Annotated in this window: 23 protein-coding genes; 4 read left to right on the plus strand and 19 right to left on the minus strand. The window is 36.8% G+C overall.

Features of this window, described 5'->3' with window-relative positions:
* The 12 genes from murB to V7024_RS11705 form a co-directional block, all read right to left on the minus strand.
* A partial coding sequence (murB, locus tag V7024_RS11650) for a UDP-N-acetylmuramate dehydrogenase (protein ID WP_335519922.1) occupies positions 1–800 on the minus strand: 800 nt, incomplete at its 3' end.
* 50 nt (positions 801–850) lie between these two features.
* Positions 851–1,954, minus strand: a complete 1,104-nt coding sequence (murG, locus tag V7024_RS11655) for an undecaprenyldiphospho-muramoylpentapeptide beta-N-acetylglucosaminyltransferase (protein WP_335519927.1) — start codon at positions 1,952–1,954, stop codon at positions 851–853.
* Between the two features lie 167 nt (positions 1,955–2,121).
* The gene (gene spoVE, locus V7024_RS11660; RefSeq protein ID WP_335519930.1) at positions 2,122–3,219 is read right to left on the minus strand and encodes a stage V sporulation protein E; all 1,098 of its coding nucleotides are present in this window, start codon (positions 3,217–3,219) and stop codon (positions 2,122–2,124) included.
* 251 nt (positions 3,220–3,470) lie between these two features.
* A complete protein-coding gene (gene murD / locus V7024_RS11665; protein WP_335519933.1) occupies positions 3,471–4,823 on the minus strand; it encodes a UDP-N-acetylmuramoyl-L-alanine--D-glutamate ligase in 1,353 nt (450 codons plus the stop codon).
* Complete coding sequence (gene mraY / locus V7024_RS11670) at positions 4,824–5,795, minus strand: phospho-N-acetylmuramoyl-pentapeptide-transferase (RefSeq protein ID WP_335519936.1); 972 nt, start codon at positions 5,793–5,795, stop codon at positions 4,824–4,826.
* 22 nt (positions 5,796–5,817) lie between these two features.
* Positions 5,818–7,293, minus strand: coding sequence for a UDP-N-acetylmuramoyl-L-alanyl-D-glutamate--2,6-diaminopimelate ligase (locus tag V7024_RS11675; protein ID WP_335519939.1), 1,476 nt, complete (start codon positions 7,291–7,293; stop codon positions 5,818–5,820).
* Positions 7,294–7,658: 365 nt separating this feature from the next.
* Positions 7,659–9,575, minus strand: a complete 1,917-nt coding sequence (locus V7024_RS11680) for a stage V sporulation protein D (RefSeq protein ID WP_335519942.1) — start codon at positions 9,573–9,575, stop codon at positions 7,659–7,661.
* An 83-nt stretch (positions 9,576–9,658) separates the two neighbouring features.
* Positions 9,659–11,830: a penicillin-binding protein gene (locus V7024_RS11685; protein WP_335519945.1), complete on the minus strand. Its 2,172-nt coding sequence runs from the start codon at positions 11,828–11,830 to the stop codon at positions 9,659–9,661.
* Positions 11,831–11,851: 21 nt separating this feature from the next.
* On the minus strand, positions 11,852–12,208 hold the full coding sequence (gene ftsL, locus V7024_RS11690; protein WP_335519948.1) for a cell division protein FtsL: 357 nt from the start codon (positions 12,206–12,208) through the stop codon (positions 11,852–11,854).
* Between the two features lie 15 nt (positions 12,209–12,223).
* On the minus strand, positions 12,224–13,156 hold the full coding sequence (gene rsmH, locus V7024_RS11695; protein ID WP_335520066.1) for a 16S rRNA (cytosine(1402)-N(4))-methyltransferase RsmH: 933 nt from the start codon (positions 13,154–13,156) through the stop codon (positions 12,224–12,226).
* A 394-nt stretch (positions 13,157–13,550) separates the two neighbouring features.
* Complete coding sequence (gene bshC, locus V7024_RS11700) at positions 13,551–15,167, minus strand: bacillithiol biosynthesis cysteine-adding enzyme BshC (RefSeq protein ID WP_335519951.1); 1,617 nt, start codon at positions 15,165–15,167, stop codon at positions 13,551–13,553.
* Between the two features lie 78 nt (positions 15,168–15,245).
* Positions 15,246–16,127, minus strand: coding sequence for a 2-dehydropantoate 2-reductase (locus V7024_RS11705; RefSeq protein ID WP_335519954.1), 882 nt, complete (start codon positions 16,125–16,127; stop codon positions 15,246–15,248).
* Between the two features lie 285 nt (positions 16,128–16,412).
* Between V7024_RS11705 and V7024_RS11710 the strand changes: the two genes are divergently transcribed.
* Positions 16,413–16,883 (plus strand): N-acetyltransferase, encoded by a 471-nt coding sequence (locus V7024_RS11710; protein WP_335519956.1) that lies wholly within the window; start codon positions 16,413–16,415, stop codon positions 16,881–16,883.
* 29 nt (positions 16,884–16,912) lie between these two features.
* Here the strand turns inward: V7024_RS11710 and V7024_RS11715 are convergent, their stop codons facing one another.
* From V7024_RS11715 to V7024_RS11725, 3 genes are all read right to left on the minus strand, one after another.
* Entirely contained in the window at positions 16,913–17,434 is a 522-nt protein-coding gene (locus V7024_RS11715) for an RsfA family transcriptional regulator (protein ID WP_335519959.1), read from the minus strand.
* Between the two features lie 127 nt (positions 17,435–17,561).
* Complete coding sequence (gene rpmF / locus V7024_RS11720; protein ID WP_001984764.1) at positions 17,562–17,735, minus strand: 50S ribosomal protein L32; 174 nt, start codon at positions 17,733–17,735, stop codon at positions 17,562–17,564.
* A 61-nt stretch (positions 17,736–17,796) separates the two neighbouring features.
* The gene (locus V7024_RS11725; protein WP_335519962.1) at positions 17,797–18,297 is read right to left on the minus strand and encodes a YceD family protein; all 501 of its coding nucleotides are present in this window, start codon (positions 18,295–18,297) and stop codon (positions 17,797–17,799) included.
* Between the two features lie 153 nt (positions 18,298–18,450).
* Here V7024_RS11725 and V7024_RS11730 point away from each other — a divergent pair, with 153 nt between their 5' ends.
* Positions 18,451–19,692, plus strand: a complete 1,242-nt coding sequence (locus V7024_RS11730) for a nucleotidyltransferase (RefSeq protein WP_335520069.1) — start codon at positions 18,451–18,453, stop codon at positions 19,690–19,692.
* A gap of 83 nt (positions 19,693–19,775) precedes the next feature.
* On the opposite strand, the gene V7024_RS11735 is transcribed toward V7024_RS11730, so the two are convergent.
* Both V7024_RS11735 and V7024_RS11740 read right to left on the minus strand, forming a co-directional pair.
* A complete protein-coding gene (locus V7024_RS11735) occupies positions 19,776–20,801 on the minus strand; it encodes a SepM family pheromone-processing serine protease (protein WP_335519964.1) in 1,026 nt (341 codons plus the stop codon).
* Positions 20,794–21,585: a patatin-like phospholipase family protein gene (locus V7024_RS11740; RefSeq protein ID WP_154713348.1), complete on the minus strand. Its 792-nt coding sequence runs from the start codon at positions 21,583–21,585 to the stop codon at positions 20,794–20,796. The genes V7024_RS11735 and V7024_RS11740 overlap by 8 nt, the downstream gene beginning before the upstream one ends.
* 107 nt (positions 21,586–21,692) lie before the next feature.
* On the opposite strand from V7024_RS11740, the gene ylbJ reads away from it, so the two are divergent.
* The gene (gene ylbJ / locus V7024_RS11745; RefSeq protein ID WP_335519967.1) at positions 21,693–22,925 is read left to right on the plus strand and encodes a sporulation integral membrane protein YlbJ; all 1,233 of its coding nucleotides are present in this window, start codon (positions 21,693–21,695) and stop codon (positions 22,923–22,925) included.
* Here ylbJ and coaD read toward each other — a convergent pair.
* Positions 22,920–23,408 carry a pantetheine-phosphate adenylyltransferase gene (coaD, locus tag V7024_RS11750; protein ID WP_020059268.1) on the minus strand — a complete coding sequence of 163 codons (489 nt, stop codon included), beginning with the start codon at positions 23,406–23,408 and terminating at the stop codon, positions 22,920–22,922. The genes ylbJ and coaD overlap by 6 nt on opposite strands.
* A complete protein-coding gene (gene rsmD / locus V7024_RS11755) occupies positions 23,396–23,971 on the minus strand; it encodes a 16S rRNA (guanine(966)-N(2))-methyltransferase RsmD (RefSeq protein ID WP_335519971.1) in 576 nt (191 codons plus the stop codon). The genes coaD and rsmD overlap by 13 nt, the downstream gene beginning before the upstream one ends.
* Before the next feature lie 423 nt (positions 23,972–24,394).
* Between rsmD and V7024_RS11760 the strand changes: the two genes are divergently transcribed.
* Positions 24,395–24,784, plus strand: coding sequence for a DUF7147 family protein (locus V7024_RS11760; protein WP_098916306.1), 390 nt, complete (start codon positions 24,395–24,397; stop codon positions 24,782–24,784).
* The last annotated feature ends 188 nt before the right edge of the window (positions 24,785–24,972 follow it).

Here is a 24,972-nt window from a genome sequence, read left to right on the forward strand (position 1 = left end):
GTCCCCGTATTTACAATAAAATTCCCATGCATTTCTGAAATTTTCGCACCACCAATTTGATAACCGCGTAGTCCAGCCTTTTCGACTAGATTACCTGCATAGTTTGGTAGCGGATTTCTAAAAATACTTCCTGCACAAGGATGATTCCAGGGTTGTGTATCACGACGATAATCTTTATTTTTTTGCATAATACCAATAATTTCGTCACGATTTCCTTCTTTCAACTGCAATTCTGCTTCTAGTACAATACCAGGGCACTTCTTTTGTAATACAGATGTACGATAAGAAAATTCTAGTTCTTCTTTCGTTAGCCATTCAATCTTTCCATCTTCAAACAACACACGAGCTCTCTTCAAAATTTCAGACATATCCGATTTATGAGCACCTGCATTCATATAAACGGCTCCGCCTACACTTCCCGGGATTCCACTAGCAAACTCTAATCCTGCGAGTCCTTGACGGCTTAGTAAAGTTGAAAGCTTGATAAGAGGATATCCTCCGCCTACACGGACATTTGTTCCAGTCACTTCTAAATGATCCAAACCTTCTCCTAATCGAATGACAACACCTTCAATTCCGTTATCTGAGATAAGTAGATTAGACCCACGACCAATTGCAGTCCACTTTGTTCCATGCTTTTTCACAAGCTCTAACGATTTTTCTACACCTTCCACGCTACTTGGAATTACTAAAATATCTGCTGGACCACCTATTTTCATCGTTGTATAACGAGCTAATGGTTCATTTTCTAATATTTTTCCTACTTGTGCTTCCATAAGTTCGTTTGCTAATTGTTTCATGATGCTCTCCCCCATATTAAATCTCCGTACTACAGTAGTATGCAGGGCATTCACCTTACGTTATTTTCTACAAGTTTTTTCATCACTTCAAATAACTTGTTTGCTGCATCTGGAATTCCTAACTGTTTTGCAGCTAGTTTCATATTTTGTAATTTCTGTGTATCCAATAAAATTTCATCAATATCACCAAGAAGTGTTTCACCTGTTAACTCTTTCTCAAGAAGCATCTTCGCTGCTCCTTTCTCAACGACAGAAAGAGCATTTTTCTCTTGGTGATTGTTTGTTACATATGGACTTGGAATTAAGATACTTGGTTTTCCTAAAGCTGTCAACTCAGCTAGCGTTGTGGCACCTGCACGCGAAACAACAAGATCCACTCCAGTAAGTACTTCTGGCATATTATCAATAAACGGCTTAATGATAACATTGTGTGGATTCCCTTTTTGTTTCACAGCTTCCATTACTTTATCATAATGCACTTCACCTGTAACGTACAATACTTCATAAGTTTTATTACCAAATTGTTCAATTGCTTCTAAAAATGCATCATTAATTGGTCTAGCGCCTCTACTTCCACCAAAAATTAGCACTGATTTTTTGGAAAGAGATAAACCGACAGAGCGCTTGCCTCTCATACCATTTTGATTCATCACTTCTGAAGCACGAGGATTTCCTGTCATCACAACTTTATTTTGCGGGAAATGTTCTGCTGCGGCTTCAAAACACACCGCTACTTTATTCACGTAACGGCTCAAAAATTTATTTGTTACACCAGGTACACTATTTTGTTCATGTACTGTTGTTGGAATACCAAGTTTTGCTGCTGCGTATACAACTGGACCACATACATAACCACCTGTTCCAATTACAACATCTGGATTAAAACGACGAATATATCGTTTGCTATCCTGTACACCCTTTACAAAACGCATCACCGTTTTTACATTATCAATTGATAATTTCCGCTTAAAACCACTAATAACAATAGATTGAAATGGTATACCAGCTTTGCGAACAATTTTACTTTCTAAACCATTTTCTGTACCAATATATAAAAACCTTGCTTCTGGATGTATTTTTTTGATTTCTCGAATTAACGCAAGAGCTGGATAAATGTGCCCGCCCGTTCCGCCACCACTGACTAATACTCGCACTGCCTATTCCTCCGCTTCCTTTTTCTATTATCCCGCTACTTTGGGACAATAGAAGTACAATTTGTTGAGCTAACCTTACTCATAGTAAATTTCACTGTATGCTATTCATATATCAATCGCATAATTTCTATTTTTACATACGAAAAACCCTGTCATAGAAACAGGGTTTAGTAGCGAGAATGACGACTTATATTTAGTAATACTCCAATCGCCATTAACATAAGGGTCAAGCTGGACCCACCATAGCTTAAAAATGGTAAGGTAATTCCTGTTACTGGCATTAATCCAGTTACAACGCCGATGTTAATCATTACTTGAATCGCAATCATCGCCACAATCCCGACTGCTAAAAAAGTACCGTATAAGTCTGGCGCCCCTAACGCTACACGAATTCCACGCCATAACAACAGACTAAATAATAATAACACAAACGAACCACCAATAAAACCTAATTCTTCAGATAGAATCGCAAAAATAAAGTCTGTTTGCGGCTCTGGTAAATAAAGAAATTTTTGTCTACTTTGGCCAAGACCAAGGCCAAATAATCCTCCCGGTCCGATTGCAAGTAACGATTGAATAATTTGAAATCCACTTCCAAGCGGATCTGACCATGGATCTAAATAAGATGTAATCCGTTTTATTCGATACGGTGCTGATGCAATCAGCCCTACAAATCCTGCAACTCCTATAAGTCCTAACATGGCAAAATGAAAAATCCGTGCTCCCGAAACAAAAATCATAACGACACAAGTACCCACCATTACAGTTCCTGTTCCCAAATCTGGTTGCAACATAATCATACCAAATGCTACAAATACAAAACTAAGTGAAGGAAGTAATCCCCGTTTAAAAGATGTAATCATTTTTTGTTTTTCCGATAAAAATTTCGCTAAAAAAATAATCATCGCAAACTTCATAAACTCAGAAGGCTGAATAGAAAATGCCCCTATCCCAATCCAACTGCGAGCTCCGCCACGCACTAGTCCAATGCCAGGAATCAAAACTAAAATAAGAAGAACAAAACAGATAAGTAAAATTAATTTGGAATATGTACGCCACACCCAATAATCAATCCTCATGATGAAAAACATAGCAACGACACCAAGCCCAGCAAATAACAATTGACGCTTTGCAAAAAAGAATGAATCTCCCATTTTATACGAAGCCCATACAGCACTAGCGCTGTACACCATCACCATTCCTACTGTTAAAAGTAACAATGTTACAATAATAAGAATAAAGTCAGGAGTCTTCTTTGTTGGCAATGAGTATCACCTCTTTGAATGCAGCTTTTCGTTTACCATACTTTCTTCACAACCGAAGCCTCATTTATTCAGCCATCTAGCAGCATGATTCCCACCTCAAAATTGCGCAAAATCAAAGAAGATATGTGCGAAATAACTGCCTGTAAACTTTCCATTAGTGGATGCTGAAACCTCCCACTTATAGAAGTTTCACATTATCCTACCTATAAAAGAATCATCAGTAGAACTAATCCACTGATGATTCTTTTACTTTATACTAGCTTATGCACAGCTTGTATAAACATGTCTCCTCTTTCTTCAAATGTTTTAAATTGATCCCAACTTGCACATGCAGGAGATAAGAGAATTACATCTCCTTCTTCAGACAGAGCAAATGCTTCTTGTACCGCTTGTTCCACATTATCGACACATTTAATAACTTTCATTCCAGCCTTTTCTGCAGCTTTGACAAGTTTCGGTGCAGTTTGCCCAAATGTAAATAGCGCCTTCACATGCTCAAAGTATGGAATTAAATCGTCAAATTCATTCCCACGATCTAGTCCACCAGCTAATAAAATAACTGGGTTCGTAAATGCAGATAATGCTTTTTCTGTCGCCAGCATATTCGTTGCTTTCGAATCATTATAAAACTTACGGTTTTGAATCGTCGTTACATATTCTAAACGATGCTTTACACCTGTAAAGCGTTTTAAAACTGCTATAATTACTTCATTCGCAACTCCCATAAGCTTTGCAATACTCATAGCAGCTAGTATATTTTCTAAATTATGTTTCCCCGGCAATACGATATCTTGAACATCAATCACTTTTTCACCTTTGAAGTAAAGAGCACCGTCTTTTACACAAGCACCGTCTTCAATTATTTTCGTCGTAGAAAAGTACACCTTTTGTCCTTTACTTTGCTCAGAAAACATCATTACATCTTCATCGTCAGCATTAATGATGCTATAGTCATTTTCAGTTTGATTTTTAAAGATATTCGCTTTTGCTAAACTGTATTCTTCCTTCGTACCATGATAATCTAAGTGCGCTTCAAATAAGTTTAACAACACCGCAATCTTCGGTTGAAATGTTTCAATCCCCATTAATTGAAAAGAAGAAAGTTCTGTTACAACCACTTCTTGTTTCGTTACATTTTGCGCAACTTCACATGCAACCGTGCCGATATTCCCAGCAATAACAGGATGTTTTTCTCCTTCTTTTAACATATCAAATGTTAATGTTGTTGTCGTTGTTTTCCCGTTCGATCCTGTAATCCCAATAAACGGAGCTTCCGAAATACGATACGCTAGTTCTACTTCTGTTACAATCGGAATATTTTTTTCTTTTGCTGCTACAAGTAACGAATTTGAATACGGAATCCCTGGATTTTTTACAACGACAGAAATATTTTTTTCTAATAATTCTAAAGGATGACCGCCACAAACAACTTCCATACCTTGATTTTGCAATTCTGTCGCTAACGGATTTTCAGCTAGCGGCTTGCTATCATTTATAATCACGTTTGCTCCAAGTTTCTTTAATAAGACAGCTGCAGCATAGCCGCTTTTTGCCATACCTAATACAAGAATATTTTTATTTTGATAGTCAGTTATCGTTTTCAATTACATCCACACCCCGATATAAATTCCTAACACTGCAAATAAAAGTCCGACTGACCAGAATGTTACAACCACTCGCCATTCTGACCAACCACATAATTCATAGTGGTGATGAAGCGGACTCATTTTAAACACACGCTTTCCTCGTGTTTTAAACGACACAACTTGAATAATAACAGAGAGTGTCTCAATAACAAACATTCCACCAATGATAACTAATAATAATTCTGTTTTCGTTAAAATGGAAACAGCAGCTAAAGCACCGCCAAGGGCTAAAGATCCTGTATCCCCCATAAATACTTTCGCAGGATGAGCATTAAATACTAAAAATCCTAATACAGCTCCCACAACTGCCATACAAAAAATAGCAATTGTATAATGTTCCTGAGCAAACGCAATAATACTATACGCACCAAATGCGATGGCAGCTGTTCCTGCTAATAATCCATCTAGACCATCTGTTAAGTTCACTGCGTTTGAAGATCCTATCAACATAAAGAGCACGAGAATAAAGTACGCCCAATGTAAGTCAAACTTAATTTCCGTCCCTGGAATCATTAAATGTGTGTCAAATCCTTGTCCTTTTGCAAGGATAAAGAAAGCTACCGCAATAATAAATTGTCCTACTAATTTTTGTTTTGATGTTAAACCAAGATTTCTTTTTTTAACAACTTTAATGTAATCATCTAAAAATCCGATTAACCCATAACCAAATGTAACAAGAAGCAATAAGTACATCTCAGCGCCTTTTTGAAACTTAAACATCATAATAATAGACGTAATCATAATTGAAATAAAAATAACAATCCCGCCCATAGTCGGTGTTCCCGATTTCTTTTGATGTGATTTTGGCCCTTCATCACGAATGCTCTGTCCAAACTTTAAACGACGTAAAAATGGAATGAAAATCGGTGACAACGCAACCGAAATTAAAAATGCCACCCCAACTGTAATTAATAATCCTTGTTCAAGCATATTCAGTCCCCCTCTCTTGTTGTTATTCTTTCATGCTTAAACGTTGTGCAATTGCCTCTCCAGCAACTTCACGATCGTCAAAATGATGTACTTCTGCACCAATAATTTGATATGTCTCATGCCCTTTACCCGCAATTACAATAATGTCTCCAGCTTTTGCCTCTAATACAGCATGAAATATCGCTTCTTTTCTATCAACAATTACTTCATAATTATTTCCTTTTATACCTTCAATCATATCATCAAGAATTGCTCGTGGCTGTTCGCTGCGCGGATTATCTGATGTATAGATCGCATGCGTTGCGTATTTCGATGCAACACTGGCCATAATTGGTCGTTTCGTACGATCTCGGTCTCCGCCGCAACCAACAATGCAATACACTTTTCCTTTTGCAAATTGTTTCGTTGTCAACAATACATTTTCTAAACTATCTGGTGTATGCGCATAATCAACAATGACAGTATAATCTTGCCCTCTATCAACAACTTCAAAGCGGCCAGGTACACCTTTTAATTCTTTCACAACATCAATAATAGTTTGCAGCGCTACACCAGAAACAAGACATGCAGCTGTTGCAGCTAATACATTATATACATTAAACTTCCCAATTAATTTCATCGTGATATCGATACTTTCACTTGGAGTTACAAGCGTAAACGCCGTGCCTGCACTTGTCATCTCAATGTTTTTCGCCATTATATCACTTTTTGTATCAATCCCATACGTAATCACTGTTGCTGCTGTATTTTTCGTATAGTCTATCGCTGCAGCGTCGTCATTATTTAATACCGCGTACTTTACACGATTATGATGATAACTATTACCAAGCTGAGCAAATAGCAAGCCTTTTGCATATTTATAATCTTCCATCGTTTTATGATAATCTAAATGATCTTGTGTTAAGTTTGTAAACACCGCTACATCATAGTCACATCCATGCACTCTTCCAAGATGCAAAGCATGTGAAGATACTTCCATAACAGCACTATTTACATTTTGTCCGACCATTTTAGCGAATGTCTTTTGTAATGTTAATGCATCAGGTGTTGTGTTTTTCACCTCATACGTTTCATCACCTATTTTCATATTAATTGTTCCAATTAGCCCTGTTTTATGTCCATGTGCGCGCATAATTTCGTTCATTATATGCGATGTTGTTGTCTTTCCATTTGTACCTGTAATTCCAATTAAGTGTAACTTTTGCGTCGGCTGTCCATAAAAATAATCAGCTAACATTGCTAAAGAACGTACTGTATCTTTAACAAGTACAACTGGAACGTCAACATCAATAGGCCTTTCCGCAACAATAGCAGCCGCACCTTGCGCGGCTGCTTGCATAGCTAATTCATGACTATCAACCGTAAAACCTTTTATACATACAAATAAACTTCCAGTTGTCACTTTACGTGAATCTGCTTCAATAGATGTAATTTCTGGATTTTCTTTTGGAATGACTGGAAAATCATGCAAACTTGATACGAGTGTATGCAACTTCATTTCTTTAAATCCTCTCTACTCTTTTATTTATCCCTTATAAATGGATACGTTCAAAATACTCCATATATAAGAGTGTCATGTATTTCATCAACAGACAGTGCGGATCAAACGTCTCACTACTTAATATATAAATCCATTTTGATTTTTCAACATATAAGTCACTGCTATACAAAGCACAACATGACCGCTACTTGCTTTCTCCCTTTGTTTTAAACTTCGCATGTGGCAGGAAAAGGAACTGACCGCTTCTATGCACGGCCAGATGCTCTCGTCCACCTAAAAGAAAGGGGTTTTTATGTCGTTTTTTCAATTTGTATTTATATAGTAGTTGAATGTTATTATATCGTACACACATGCCTTCATACTTACTTATTAAAATATATTCGAACCTTGGATCCTGCTTTTACTTTCGTACCTGGTTTTGGAGATTGTTCAACCACTTTGTTTCCATCACCACTGGCATCAATTTGTAGGTCAACAAGTTGACTTTGTAATTCCTTTCGATCCATCCCTACTATATTAGGGACCTCTACTAAAGGCGTCTCATCCCAAGTTAATTTCTTTTCAATTTGCTCTTTTCTAGGCTCTACTCCCATAACCGGTAAGACATCACGAAGAATATTCCCAACGATTGGCGCAGCAACAACTCCGCCAAATTGTGTAATTCCCTTCGGATTATCTACAGCAACATATACAACAATTTGCGGATCATCCGCTGGTGCAAACCCAATAAATGATACGATATAGTTGTTATCCAAATACTTTCCATCTTTAACCTTTTGTGCTGTACCAGTTTTCCCTCCAACACGATATCCATCAATATATGCTTTGTTACCTGAGCCTTTTGCAACAACATTCTCAAGTGCATAACGTACCTTTTCAGACGTTTCCTTGGAAATAACTTCTTTCTTTGCAACAGGCGTTTTTTTACTAATTACTTTGTTCGTAGTTGGGTCCAAGAATTCTTTCGCAATATAAGGCTGATATAACGTGCCTCCATTTACAGCAGCCGCTACTGCTGCTACTTGTTGAATCGGGGTAACAGAGACTCCTTGACCAAACGCTGTAGTCGCTTGTTCAACAGGTCCTACTTTTTTTAAATCAAATAAAATCCCTTTACCTTCTCCTTGTAAATCAATACCTGTTTTTTGTCCAAATCCAAAATCACGGATATATTGAAACAGCTTTTCTTTTCCTAAACGGTCTCCAAGTTCTATAAAACCTGGGTTACAAGAGTTTTGAACAACCTCTAAAAACGTTTGGCTGCCATGCCCCCCCGCTTTCCAGCAACGCAATCTTGCGCCGCCAACTTCTGCCGCTCCATCATCATAAAACGTATCTTTCTCCAAGTCTACTAATTTTTCATTTAAAGCAGCTGCAAGTGTAATAATTTTAAATGTGGACCCTGGTTCATATGTACTCCAGACCGGAAGATTTCGGTTAAACACTTCTGGTGAAACACTCTTGAAATCTGCCGGATCAAAACTCGGACGGCTGGACATACCTAAAATTTCACCGTTATTTGGATTCATAGCAATCGCGATGATTCCATCTGGATGATACGTAGACTCTGCAATATTTAATTCTCTCTCCATAATTGTCTGAATACGCGAATCGATTGTCAACTTTAAATTCAAGCCGTCACCAGGTTCTTTATAATCATCGCCAATATTCGGCATACGTTGTCCTTTCGCATCAGCAAAAAAACGGACATATCCTTTGTCACCATTTAATTCTTTGTCATAAAATGACTCCAGTCCCATAAGCCCTTGATTATCACTCCCAGCAAACCCAAGAACATGTGATAAATACTTACCAAACGGATAGTATCGAATTGAATCTTCAGCAATATATACACCTTTTAAACTTAAAGCTCTAACTTCTTTCGCCTTATCATGAGAAATTTTCCGCCCGCCTTTGTCTAATCTGACTATAGACTCTTTTTTCGTAAGGCGTTGATAAACCCCTTCTTTCGACACACCTAAAACTGCAGCTAATTTCTCTGCAGTCTCTGCTGGTTTTTCAATTTGCCTTGGTACCACAAAGACAGTTGGTGCACTTTTATTTGTTGCAAGTTCCACACCATTGCGATCTACAATTTTCCCCCGTTCAGGTTCAAATGTAATATTACGACTCCATGAATCTTTCGCACGATCTGTTAACAGATTACCAAGAAAAAACTGCACATATCCAAGACGAATATCAATAATTGTAAAAATAAGTATACCAAAAATCAGCACAAAAATAAGTCTTTTTCTTACTGTTACATTTGATACACGCATATTGGAACAAACCTCCTTTACGCCTAGCTTGTTCCAATATATGCTTGTACTTGTTTCATTAGAACACGTACACTTCTCCTATTTTACGTGCCCTCTTTCTTTTCCTTCTTATTTGGTTCCTGCTCTGCTTCTTGCTGCGGTTCAAGAGGCGGTTCAAGTTTTACTTCTACCTGCGTTCTTTCTTGCAAAGGGGTGCCTTCAGCGACACTTTGCTCTGTTACATAACCTGTACCAGAAAGCTTCAAATCAAGATTTAATATTTTCGCTAAATTCATCACATCACGAAGTGCCCAGCCGTTAATATTCGGCATTTTCGGTTGATTTCCTACTAAGAATACACGATCACCCGTTAACGTTTTTTCGTTCGCTTTTGGCACTTGTTGTCCGATTTTCCCCTCTCCTAAAACAACAGGTCGGAACTTCGCCTTTTCCAATATTCCCTTTGCTTCTTCCATTGTTTTACCTGTTACATTTGGAACAGTAGCTTGCTGCTGGTTTACTTGCTTTTTCACATCTTTTATTTCGTTCGGCTTAATTTTTAAATACTCCAAACTATTTTTCGTTACAGATTTAAACATTTCTGATAACGGTTGTGCACCATTTTCAGTGTCTTTCAATTTAGGCTGTTTAATTGCTAAATATACGACAAGCTGCGGGTCATCCATTGGTGCCATACCAAGGAAGGAGAAAATATAATTATTTTTCCCTGTCATATAACCGCCTTTTCCATCTGGAATTTGTGCTGTTCCTGTTTTACCACCAACGGAATAGCCATCAAGTTTATACATCGTTCCAGTCCCTTTCGGCGATGTTACAACTCGTTCTAACAGTTGCCTTACTTGCGTTGCAGTCTCTTTTGTAACCGGTTTTCCTACTTCCTCCGGACGGTGTTTCAAGACGACTTTATCATCCATCGGATCTACAACCTGATCAATCACATAGGGTTTCATCATTTTCCCATCGTTAGCAATTGCAGTAGCTGCTTGTACAAGCTGAATCGGAGTTACAGTAGAACCTTGTCCAAATGCTGTTGTTACTTGTTGGATTTTCTTATCAAATAAAATTGTATTTTCGCCTTCTCCAGCTAAATCAATACCTGTTTTTTCGTCTAGACCAAACTTATGAATATATTGACGGAAACGATCAGGTCCTAGCTTTTCATTTCCTAAAATAGCAAAAGCAACGTTCGATGAGCGCTCAACTCCTTCATCAAACGTAATAGAACCCCATCCTGCACCGCCATTATGGTCTTTAATTTCCTCATTCCCTACTTTGTATCTACCAGATTGATAGTAATCTTGTCCTTTGTATACACCCTCATTAATAGCAGCTGCTAACGTGAAGATTTTCATCGTTGAACCTGGTTCATAAGCATTGGCAATCGGATCATTTAAAAAGTATTGAATATCTCGTTTATTCGGATCAAAGCTTGGTCTGCTAGACATCGCTAAAATCTTTCCTGTTTTCGGGTCTGCTACGACTCCAATTAACATAGACGGATCATAATGCTTTTCTGCCTCTTCCATCGCATCTTCTAGAAAACCTTGAATCCGTTGATCGATTGTTAGATATACATTATCTCCGTTTTTAGGAGGCTTCACAGACTGTTTTCCGCCTTCTAACGCGATACCTTTCGTATCTCCTGTATACTTCACGCTTCCGTTAGAAGCTCGTAAATATTTATCTAAGCTTTGTTCAAGTCCATATTTTCCTTCTGCAATTCCTTGATCATTCGGTTTTGCAAACCCAAGTATGTAAGAAGCAAAATCCCCATTCGGATATATTCTTGCTTTTTCTGTAACAAAAGATATTCCATCTATCTTCAGATTCTCAATTTGAACTTTCTTTTCTTTCGTTAAGTTTTTTCCAATTGATCCGAACTCTACTTGTGCAGCATCTTTATTTAAATACTGTAAAATTTCTTTTTTATCAACCTCAAGTACTTTCGATATTTTCTCTGCCGCATCTTCTTTGTCTTTCACATGCTCTTGCCCTTTAAGTGCAGCAACCATCTTATATGAGTTTGCATCTTGGGCAAGTACGTAACCATTTTGATCGTAAATCGTTCCTCGATTTGCTTCAAGGACACCCTCTTTATTATGCTTTTGCTGTGCAAGTGGTTTTAAATCTACCCCATGCACTGTTTTCGTTGCTTGAATATAAAGAAAGCGTGCTAACAACAGAAAAAAGAGCAGGAGAAACACCTTTATGAAGAATCCTGCTCCTTTGTTGGTATGAAATTTACGTATATTCATCTTTTCTTCACACCTATTTTATTAATTTAAGCCTTTCACATGATTCGCATTAATTTCAAGTCCATGTTTTTTTGCAATTTCTGCAATGCGATCATAACGTGTTAGCTTTTCAGTTTCCGCTTGTAATTCCTTATTTTCTTTTTGTTGTTTTATGAAATTGCTTTCCATTTCTGTTACTTTAGCATCAGCTTCATATAACGCCGCTTTATTACCAATAAAAGCTACGCATGCATATAGTAAAAAAGCAATAAATGCAACATACAATAATTTTTCAAGTCTTGTAATTTTTGTTTTTACAGCTGGCTGTACTACTTGCTGCGGAGCTTGAGATTGTACTTCTACTTGTTGCTTTTTATACTTAACAGCTAAATTTGTCATACCTCTCTCTCCTTTTTATAATTTTTCAGCAATTCGCAGCTTCGAAGAACGTGCTCGGTTATTTTCTTCTAACTCTTCATCAGAAGGCAAAATTGGCTTTCTTGTAATCAGTTTTAACTTCGGCTTGTATTCATCAGGAATAATTGGCAACCCTGGTGGAAGCTGTGGTGTTGTACTGTATCTTTTAAATGTCGTTTTACAAATCCGATCTTCTAATGAGTGGAATGTAATCACACTAATTCGACCACCTGTTTTCGTCATGTCAATCGCCGCTTCCAACGCTTCTTCAAATACTTTCAATTCGTCATTAACTGCAATACGAATTGCCTGAAATACTCGCTTCGCAGGATGTCCTCCAGTCCGTCTTGCCGGAGCTGGAATCCCTTCTTTAATTAACTCCACTAGTTCTCCGGTTGTTTTAATTGGTTGTTTTTCGCGGTATGCTTCAATTTTCCTTGTAATTTGCTTTGAAAACTTTTCTTCACCATATTGAAAAAAGATTCTTACAAGTTGTTCATATGACCAACTATTTACAACGTCATATGCTGTTAGCGGGGCATCTTGATCCATGCGCATATCTAGCGGAGCATCGTGGTGATAACTAAATCCACGTTCTGGCGTATCTAATTGTGGGGAAGAAACACCTAAATCAAATAAAATACCGTCTACTTCCGTTATTCCTAATTCAAATAACTTTTCCTTTAAATAGCGAAAGTTACTTTTTACAGCTATAAATTGACCGTTATAAGAAGAGAATCTTTCTTTTGCATTTTGAATTGCAACCTCATCTTGATCAAATGCAATTAGTTTTCCTTCTTCAGAAAGTTGAGATAGTAAATAAGCACTATGCCCTCCACCTCCTAACGTACAATCTACATATGTACCGTTTGGTTTAATTTCTAAACCGTCTACTGTTTCTTTTAAAAGCACTGTTACATGTTTAAACATTGATGCACCTACTTTTTGCAAAATATTCCTCTTGAATCATCGGTTTATTCCTCTTTAAAAGTCAATTCCAAAAACGATAAAGAATTGAATTAAATTCCCATAAGAGTTCGATTGGTGAGGTTTGTAATTAGTAAGAATTCAGCTCCCTACTAAATAATAGTTTTATCTTATTATATACTAAATTTTATCATCTTTTTCGGGAAATTTCATAAAAACATGTCGGAAAAAGATAATAATCCGCTTCTTTTTGTTTCATTTTGTCAAAAAAGTGCTGTTCTTCAGAAACAGAGTACTTTCAATCCTTATACTTTACGTTTCACAAAGTCAATAAATAAATTTATTTTACAGGTAATTCCACAAAATAAAATAAAATCCTGCTCTTGGGAGCAAGATTTTATAATTTAATAATATGATGTTTTCCATTCCAACGAAAAGGCTGTTTCATAACCCGCTCTACAAAATCAAGCCCATAGTCGTTTAAATAATAACAAATATTCCATATCCGTTCTTGCGGCGCACCTAATGGCTGTATTGAGTGTTCAATTCTTCGGAATTTATTAAGCTGTACTTCATGCTTTCTCTCTAGATCAGCTTGAAGTGTCCTCTCTAACAATTCAAGTTGTTGCATAATTTTCAGCTCATTTTTCTTCGCAAAATCTCGAAGGCCTGGACTCACTTTTTGAACAAATTGCTGTAAAGATGTATGAATTGCTCCAATTTGCTCCGATGCATTCATAAATTGACTATCTACCGACTCCTCAACTTGCATAGATAACCACTTTTCTCGTAATGCAGCAATACCTTTACGGAACACTTCGCTCTCTTGAATCTGTAAATCCCGTAAATCAGTTTCAATATCACGAGCTAAATAACTAATTGTCAAACGCGGAACGACAGGTGGCATTTGAAAATCCAGCGCATGAAATACTTGCTGTAATTCACTCCAGTATGCAATTTCCCCCGGACCACCAATAAATGCAAGCGTTGGAAAAATATACTCTTGCATAAGTGGTCTAGTTACAACATTGTTACTAAATTGTTCAGGATGATTCTCCATACGTTCGATAATCTCCTCATACGAAAACGAATACATCCCCTCTTTACAAATAAAGCGCCCCTCTTCTTCCTCTAACAAAAGACGCTCCCCGTTCATTTCCATAAAAACATGAACTACATTCTGTTTTGTTTCAATAATCGATTTATACCCTAACTCATGTAATGCACGCTGCTGATTGTTAAGTGCTACTTGCACATTTTTGTAGCGGGCTAGTAGTTCTTTTAAAAAAGGTACTTCAATATTCCGAAGAACAGGGTGATGAGAATCTACAAGAATTAAACCTGAATGCGCAAATAACTTTGTAATCAAGTGCGCAAAAAAATCAACATATGTGCGTGATTGCTGTAAACATTCTTCTACAAATCGAATTACATCCTTTGTATATTTTGTTTCTGGATATGTTTTAAATATTTCTTCTATCCATTGTTTGCAATCCTCGATGGAAATCTCCGTTTCAGAAGCACTTGTTTTATTTAGGTGACGTTCATGAAAAATTCTCTTTTTCACTTTTCCGTTTTTCGTAACGAACGCATGGTTAATTTCATCAATGTCATGATCTTCCCCAGCAATCCAAAAAACAGGAACAACTCGCACTCCAAGCGAAGCCTCTTTTTCCTTTGCAAGTTGTAAAATAGATATGATTTTATGAATTGTATAAAGAGGACCTGTTAACAATCCAGCTTGTTGCCCCCCTACAACAACGTATGTATCTTCTTCTAACAAAGCATGAATATTTTGAAGCGTTTTTCCTCCTGCATTTAATTCTTGATTATATTGTAATAAATGTGATACTAATTCTTGTCTTGGATACTGTCTATTTCGTAAATCTTGTATTCGTCTTACAAAACTCTCTTCCGTTATCGGATAATCAAAGCATTCTTGAATGTCTTTTTCATGGTTTAAATAGTCCGCAACAACTCCTTGAAGCGGGACAGAGATTTCTTTTATCTCCATATACTTCTTCCTTTCATCTCCTGATCTCTCACCAACCAAATTGTAGTCAATGTTCGTTATAAAAGCAAAGAATATCTCTTATCTTTCTAATCCTTTTATAGAATGATACAAAAAAGACAGTGTCGGAACTAATTTTTGTTGTTTCTCTGCTTCTTGAATTAAATAACCGACAATTGCATTAATTTCTGTTTTTCTATTATTGCGTACATCCGTTAACATAGAGGAAGTGTTGTGAGCTGTATTTTCGCATACTGTGCATACACGATCCCAATATTCTTTACATTGTAAGTCGCCGACAATTCCCATTATTTCTGAAAACACTTGCTTCATCACTTTGTGAAACGAAGGATTTGTCAATAACTCTCCATTTTGTACACCCAGCAGTGCAGTTAATGGGTTAATACACGCATTAACGACAAGCTTATTTATCATTGTTTGTTTCCAATCATTTTCAACCGCTACTGGGAATAAACTCGAAGAAAATGCAGTAAACAGAGGCTCAAATTGCTTCCTTTCTCCATGTATGAATCCAAATTTCGTACTACCTACCCCAGTATGATGAACAATACTCACATTTTCCTTTTTCGCTCCGTGCTCTACAATTCCTACCGCAACGCTAGCACCTTGAATTTGTTGCAATAAATGAAGGTGTCCCATCCCATTTTGTAAGAAAACTAGTCGTTTTTCCGCTTGCAAATACGGTAATATCTCTTCTAAATGATATTGCTTTACAGCGACAAATGTATAATCATGTCTTTCATTGTTTATATTCTCTAAAGGGCTAACACGAGGAAATACAGTTTCCCTCATACCATTTTGTATACATGTAATCCCGCACTTTTCCAAGCGCTCAGATTGCTCTACCGTTCGTGTATATAGTGTGACATCCTGCTCATTCTTTTGTAAATAAAACGCAAACAGAAGTCCAATTGCGCCTGGCCCAACAATTCCAATCTCCATCTTTAAAAAGCCCCCCATTTTTATCACGCTATACATCAAAATTTAAAAGATACATTACGAATAACTTTCTACAAAAAATGATTATTAAAAGCTTCCCGCTAATAAAAAAGAATTTCTACTAAGGAAAGCCTTACTTTATAGTTTATAAAATTAGTTTAGCAAACTTCTAAAAAAAATATCGAAAGAATGATCTCTTTTCTTCATAAAAATTTAAAAATGCGTTATAATATTATTGTAAATATTTATACTTTTCTTTATTTTACAACAAGAAAAGGATGTGGTTCTATGCATTTTCCGAAAGTTGAGCGCTTGCTCATCAATTATAAAACGTTAGAAGAGTTTAAAAAATTCAAAGGATGCGGTGCTGAAGAATTATCTATGCTGGAGGATTTACAAGCAAATATCATCGAAAACGATAGCGAATCCCCTTTTTATGGAGTTTATTACGGTGGTTCTCTTGTCGCACGCATGAGCTTGTATACGAAACAACGGTCCAGTATCAATTTGTTTTCCGGCCCTTATGTAGAACTTTTTAAACTTGAAGTGTTACCAACATTCCAAAAACAAGGGTTTGGTAAGATGCTTGTCAATTATGCAAAACAATTGCATCTTCCTATCAAAACGATTGCCCGTGTCCATTCTGCTGATTTTTGGGAGAAATTACACTTCGAAAAAGTAACCATTGATGATGGTGATTTCTACGTTTGGTATCCAAACGCAAATTTGAATGCGGTTACAAAAAGTGAATCTGCTTAAAAATAAAAACAGCTGCGTGACAGCTGTTTTTATTTTGATGTTTTTTCAAGTATTCCTTTTTCTCGTTTTCTCTCTCTTTCAGAAGGCTCTAATACCATCGAATTTCTTTTTCGGTCAATATAATCGAATAAAGTACGGTATTCTTCTTCATACAAAGACAATTGCTGCAAAAGCCCTTCTTTTTCCTTTTGCAATGCCTCAATTTTTTTATATAACTCCATTTTTTCTTCTTCTTTTTTATAGCTTTGTAAAAAGACAATTACATCTTCTAACGTTATTGAAAAAGAGCTCACTTTCTCCTTCTTTTGTTCTTGCACTTCATAATTTTCAGCTTTCCGTATTTGCTTCGCTTCTTCAATGCGTTCTTTATATTGTTTACGCACATAAGAATTCCAACGAAATCCACAAGCAGCAGGTGTCCGCGATAAATGTCTCCCTACTTCTTTGAAGGCAGAAAGCTGCGTTCCTCCTTCGCGAATATGCCGGAGCACTACTTCTGCCAGAAGTAAATCTTCGTCATCAGTCCATGCATCTTGTCTTGTTGTTGCCATCTCTCTAGTCCTCCTTATGCATTTTTTATTAAACATATGCAGTTACTAGAAAAGATAGAAGAATAACATGTAAAGAAAAGCGAAAAAATAAACGCAGGAGGTTTCCCTCCTGCGTTTATTTTTGCAATTACTTGCTGATTACTTCTTTACCTTTGTAAGTACCGCATGCTTTACATACACGGTGAGCTAATTTTGCTTCACCACAGCTTGGGCACTCTACCATACCAGGTACTGATAATTTGAAATGCGTGCGACGCTTTCTTTTTACTGTTTTAGAAGTTCTTCTAAAAGGTACTGCCATTCTTCCCACCTCCTTAAAAGAGAGAGTTATTTTCATACGAAAGCCCAAACTGGTTTTCTGATTATTTGTCAAAAAACTTCGCAAGTCCTGCTAATCTTGGATCAACAGGCTTTTCTTCGCTTTTTTCCGAAATCACTTGCCAGTCTCGACCTTGCATCGGTGTTCCTTCTGAAACATCCTCACTGAAAATTTGCATTGGAATCTCCAATAGTATATTTTCCTTAATTACAGGGAGTAAGTCAAGTACTTCTCCTTCTAAGTAATGAAAATCTGCTTCAGTTTCATAATCTTCTTTCGAAACTAAGAACACCTCAGTTGTTTCAATGTCAAATGGTAATGTTACATCTACTAACGTTCTAGAACACGGTAATACCATGCTTCCTGTTATATGTAGATGGAACGTAAATTTGTTAGAGCCGAAATCAACTCTACCTGTCACATGAACAGGAGTAACGTCTCGAACATCCGTCTCAACATTTTTCAGCTCACTTACATCTACCATCTCATCTAACGTTAGTCCTTTATGTCGATATTTGTTCAATTGATGGATGGACCATTTCATATCATATCACCTCAAGGCAACAAACAAAATTATAGCTAGCCATTGTATATTTGTCAATATTTTTTCTTTACACTATAATGAAGTCATTATAGGAAATAATATATAGATTATCATGTTTTTGAAAAAGATGCTACACTGAAAGGAGAGATTATTATAAAAGCTAGCGGCATTGTTGTTGAATATAATCCATTTCACAATGGTCATGCTTATCATGTGCAACAAACCAAAAAGTTAACAAATGCGGATATCATCATTGCTGTTATGAGTGGACCCTTTTTACAGCGCGGGGAACCGGCTCTCGTTTCAAAATGGGCACGAACACAAATGGCCTTAGCAAATGGTGTAGACATTGTCGTCGAACTTCCATATGCTTTCGCAACGCAAAAAGCTGAAACATTTGCAGACGGTGCCATTTCAATATTAGATGCTCTTCGTGTCTCTGAGGTTTGCTTTGGGAGTGAAAGTGGTAATATCGAACATTTTTACAATACAGTTACTTTGCGTCAAGCTGAGCAAGACGCATTCCATTCCCTCGTACAACAATACTTAAAAACAGGAATGAGTTATGCGAAAGCAACTTCTGAGGCATTTTCATCCTTACAAAAAAACATAGCTACTATCGACATTTCAGAGCCTAATAATATTTTAGGAATGCATTACATAGAAGCAATTATCAAACAAAAAAGTTTAATGAAAGCAAGTACAATTACGCGTTTCGCTTCGCACTATCATGACGAAACATTTCAAGATGAACGAATTGCCAGTGCAACGAGCATTCGCAAACAATTATTTGATGATCCAGAAACTTTTCCAGCAATTATTCCCTTTGTTCCAAAAATAACAAAACTACTTTTAGAGCAATATAAACATTCCTATCACCTATTACATAATTGGGAGCATTATTTTCACTTACTAAAATATAAACTCCTAACAATGTCACCATCGCAATTGCAATATATATATGAAGTAGAGGAAGGGTTGGAACATCGGATTTTATCTTCTATTCAAGAAGCAACTTCATTCACAAAATTTATGGAAGCATTAAAAACAAAACGTTATACATGGACACGACTACAGCGCATTTGTACACACATTTTAACCAATACAACAAAAGAAGAGATGCACAAAGCCCATGTAGAACAACACGCACAATTTATTCGTTTACTCGGCATGTCCCAAAAAGGACAATCATATATATCAGCAACGAAAAAGCAAATAACACTTCCATTGCTTTCTCATACAAAAACGTTACAGCATCCTCTTCTAGATATAGACCGAAAAGCAAGCGCTGTTTATTTTTCTATTTTACAAGGAACGCTTTGTGGTGAAATGATAAGGCGTGATATAACGCAGCACCCTATTCGATATGACGAAGCGCAACATGTATTTTTATAAAGTGAATCTCCCAGCTTTCCGTATTTTATCTTTTGCTGTCTGAAAATTGTATGATAAAAAAATCCTCTCTTAAACGAGAGGATTTACTTTTTCACTGACATTTTATCCAAATACGTTAAAGCATCATCTAACGTATCTACAGGTATAATTTTCATTTTGGTCTTTATATCTTTAGCTGTTTTCACTGCCTCTTTATAATTTGAATTCTCTTTTCCATTCTCATTTGGAGCAAAGAATACTTCTGCACCAGCATTATGAGCTGCAACTACTTTTTGAGAAATACCTCCAATTGGACCGACTTCTCCTTTTTCATTTATCGTTCCAGTTCCAGCTATTTCGTGACCTTTCGTTATATCTTCTTTCACAAGCTGATTATAAATTTCTAACGTAAACATAAGACCAGCAGAAGGTCCCCCAATCTTATGCGCATCAATTTTCACATTAGGATTTACTGTAAGCTTCTTATCTGTAATAATAGAAACCCCAATACCAGCGCGGCTTTTATCTTCTGGAATTGGCTTCAAGACAAGTTTGTCTTCCTTTTCTTTATTTTCACGGACATATTTAACGCTTACTTCATCATTTTGTTTTTTTGTTTTCATATAGGCAATAAACTGCTCTGCCGTTTGCAATGATTGACCATCAACAGCAAGAATACGATCCCCAAGCTTTAATTTTTCAGCAGCTGGCATATCATCTGCAACACCAACAACAAGCACACCTTGATTTTCAAACGTAACAGAGGCATTTGCTCGTTTATATGCATTATAAATAGCCGCATCTTGTGACTCTTTCATTGCATATACTTGGCGAAATTGATACTCTTCATCACTTTCACCTTTTCTTAAAATTTCTTCCTTCTTAAAAATTTCTTCATATTTGTTAAATTTAGCAGAAAGATAATTCACAACATTCGCTCGCCCCATCGAAACTGTAACGAGCATAAAATCCCCTTTCTCTTTATTCCCTCCTTCAACTTTTACATACGGCTCTAATTTCTCAGCCAGGCCTGGCTTTGTAATATAGTATGGCAAAGGGATAAACACGATTAACATTGCAATAATTACTCCAATTAGTAGTGCATATAAATACCGAAACTTTTTAAACATCTTTTTTCTCCTTCCACTGCTCAATCAATGTGTAAATTGTTTGAATGTGTTGCTTTGCTTCTTCTTCACCGACACGAATAATATCTTCTATATTCGTAAAGGCTCGCGAACTAAATTGTTCTACAGCTGGATGCATCATAAGATCTGATGCAATTTGTCTATTAACTACAAGCTCATGTTGCATAATTTCGATACTTTGCATAATGACATCATAAATGGATGTAACTTCTCCATTGACCTTAATAGGGGATACATCAACAGCAATCACAATATCAGCCCCTAACGTTCTTACTACGGATACTGGAATACGATCAATTACTCCTCCATCCACGAGCAGTCTTCCATTTATTTTCTCTGGAACAAATATGCCGGGCACAGAAATACTTGCCCTAACAGCATCTGCAATAGAACCTTTTGTAAAGACAACCTTTTCACCATTTAGAATATCAGTTGCTACAACCGCTGTTGGAATATCTAGCTCTTCTAATTTTTTATTATATGTAAACATTTTAATCATATCTTTTACACGTTTTCCAGTAATAAATCCCATTTTGGGTACAGTAAAGTCCAAATAGTACTTCCGCTTAAATACTGTTGCTAAACGATACAAACGGTCCACATTACATCCTGCTGCATAAAACGTACCTATTAGTGCCCCCATACTGCTTCCCGCAATCATATGAATAGGTACACCAGCTTCTCGCAGCACTTTAATAACACCAACATGTGCAAATCCTTTCGCACCACCTGACCCAAGCGCTAAGCCAATTTTCGGTTCTTTCATCTTCTTCACCCTCAAAAATTTTTCACTCTCTTTTTATACTTATGGTCTAATTTCACTATGTATCCTCGTATACTGAAATGAACATTTGGGACAAAGGGGGATATAAAATGTACGAAAAATGGAAAACAGGCTTTCTCACCATATCGGTTTCCTTTATTACAATTTCCCTCGTACTCCATCCCCAAGCAGCACTCCAATCATCTATTCGAGGCTTAAATATATGGTGGGAAGTTGTATTTCCTTCATTGCTACCTTTTTTTATTATCGCAGAACTTCTAATCGGGCTGGGAATTGTAAAATTTATCGGTGTGTTATTAGAACCTTTGATGCGTCCACTCTTTCGTGTCCCTGGCATCGGAGGCTTTGTATGGGCAATGGGTATGGCCTCAGGTTTCCCTGCAGGCGCAAAATTAAGCGCTCGGCTACGCCAAGAGAACCAACTTACACAAATTGAAGCAGAACGTCTAGTTTCTTTCACAAACTCTTCTAATCCATTATTTATTTTTGGTGCTGTAGCCATTGGATTCTTTGATAACCCAAAACTAGGAATTATTTTAGCGGCCTCCCATTATGTTAGTAATTTCACAGTTGGACTACTCATGCGCTTTTACCAAGATAATCGCATGCAACAAGAAGCAAAAAAACATACACCACCAATTCCATTGCGGCATGCCTTTTCCGTTCTTCATAAAACTCGATTACAAGAAAAACGTCCCATTGGCAAATTACTCGGTGATGCGATTACTTCTTCTGTTCAAACATTACTTATGATTGGCGGGTTTATTATTTTATTCTCTGTTTTAAATAAAATGTTAACCGTTTTTCACATTACAACCTTTCTTGCTTTTATTATGAAACAAATATTGGTTGCATTTCAACTTTCCCCTTATTTTAGTTTCCCTATTTTGTCAGGTCTGTTGGAAATGACACTTGGGAGTCAAATGATTAGTCAAACAGAACACACTTCTATTTTACAACAAACCATGATGACAAGTTTCGTCTTAGCTTTTAGCGGTCTTTCTATTCAAGCTCAAGTTGCCAGTATTTTAGCGGATACAGATATCCGTTTTAAACCATACTTTATTGCACGTATTATACAAAGCTTCCTTGCTCCAATCTATACATACATATTTTGGGGACCACTTTATGAAAGATTACACTCTTTTTCACCTACTGAATACGATATTCCAGTCTTTTTATCTAAACAATCTACCATCTTTGCAAAAGCTTGGGATTTCCTTGTTATGTTTGGCCCGGTCTTTACACTATTTTGTTTATATTTATACGTTTTATTACTCTTTTTTCGGCTCATTCATAACAAAAAACCCCGTTCATCATAACGGGGTTTGAAACTTCTCTTTTAAAGCACGTTCTACAATTGGCGGAACAAGTCCAGAAACATTGCCACCATAACGAGCTACCTCTTTTACAATACTTGAACTTAAAAAGGAATATTGATTATTCGTCATAATAAAAAATGTTTCTACATTCTCTTCCAATTTACGATTCATGGATGTAATTTGCATTTCATATTCAAAGTCAGATACCGCACGTAAACCGCGTAAAATTGCATTCGCATTGCGCATCCTCGCATACTCTACTAATAATCCACTATGCGAATCAACCTTTACATTTGGAATGTCTTTTGTCGCCTCGCGAATTAATTCTAAACGCTCTTCTACCGTAAAAAGCGGTTTTTTTGATGAATTATTTAAAACAACAACATATACTTCATCAAAAACTTTTGCACCCCTTTTAATAATATCTAAATGTCCAAGCGTAATCGGATCAAAACTTCCCGAAGAAATTGCTATGCTTGCCATTCGGTCCCCTCACCTTCATACTTATAAATTGAAATCGCTGTAATACCGTAGTTTTCAGCTCTTACCTTCACAAGTCTACCAATCGTTTCAGGTAGGTCTACATCTACCCCATGTTCAGTCATAACGATTCCATCTTCTTTCAATAGATCATGCTGATCCATTATACTTATTAAAGAAACAATCTTTTGATCTTTATACGGCGGATCTAATAGTACAAGATCGAACGATATCTCACGTTTCACGAGCGCCTTTACAGCACGTTCTGCATCATTTCTATATACTTCAGCTTGCGCTTCTAACCTGCAACTTTCTAAATTTTGATGGATCACCTTTATCGCTTTTCCATCACGATCAACAAAAATAGCTTTATCTATCCCTCTACTAAGAGCCTCAATACCAAGCCCACCGCTCCCGCCAAACAAATCAAGAGCTAAACCACCATCAAAATAAGGACCGATAATATTAAAAATAGCCTCTTTCACCTTATCTGTTGTCGGCCGCGTTGTATTACCTGGTACAGCTTTTAAAGGATGACCTTTACACTTTCCCGAAACTACTCTCATAATTTGTCACTACCTTTATCTCTTTCTAACAGATGTTCGTATAGATTAATCTTCCTCCCACTATTTGCGGGCAGGGAGACTTCCACGAACGAAAGTTTCACTTTATGTATATTCACCTTTTTTATCCTATCATAAAACATACGAAAGAAAAATAAAAAGGAAAAGAGAAAATTTAATTTTACAATGTATATCTTTATACAGTTTGGGGATAAATAAATATAACAACATCACCTTCGATGTTGTTGCCAACCGCGGAGAAGACTTACGTTTCCCCATAAGTTCTTCCTCCGGTTTCTCCTCTCCCTTTGCCTTCTTGCTAGTCATGCTAGTATAAGAAGGGCCCTGCTTCGGCAGGGTTTTTTCTTTGTCTCCTTTTCATTTTGAAAATGAAATGATACAGTAAAAGAAAGAGGAGGAAAAGACATGATTCAACGTTTTATTGAACTAGGAGAAGGATACTCCGATTTATACGAATTACTCGAAATTGCAAAAGCAAACAAACATCGAGTATCGCATATGCTACAATTTAATACTTCGAAAAACGACAAAGCTGTATGCTCTCTCGTCGTTGTTCTTCACCCCACGACAGTAGGCGATTTCCAACCTTTATACATATGTCGAGAAGGGATCCCTGTATTAACAGATAAAAAAAGCAAACGAATTACTTTATTTGAAGAAACCGCCGAACAAATCGGAAAAAAAATAGTTTCTTTTACTGTAAAACCATCTACTGTATTTCCAGAAAATGAACTATACTTTAATCATCTCATCGGTATTTTACGAATGAATCATTTTATTCCACCGATGCAATAAAGTGAAACTTTAATCAGTGGGGGTTTTCTTCATCCCCCACTGATTATCAGCCCTCACCAATCGGGCACATGCCAGCAGTTTATCTCCCGCCTAACTTCTTTAGAATAGCGGAAGCGGCTCGTCCAGAATGTGGGGGGGGATGGAGCTTCTGACGTAGAGGTGTTTTTTACCTCGTAGGAAGAAGCGAA

This window comes from Bacillus sp. JJ864, from assembly GCF_036963045.1.
Lineage (GTDB): Bacteria > Bacillota > Bacilli > Bacillales > Bacillaceae_G > Bacillus_A > Bacillus_A pseudomycoides_C.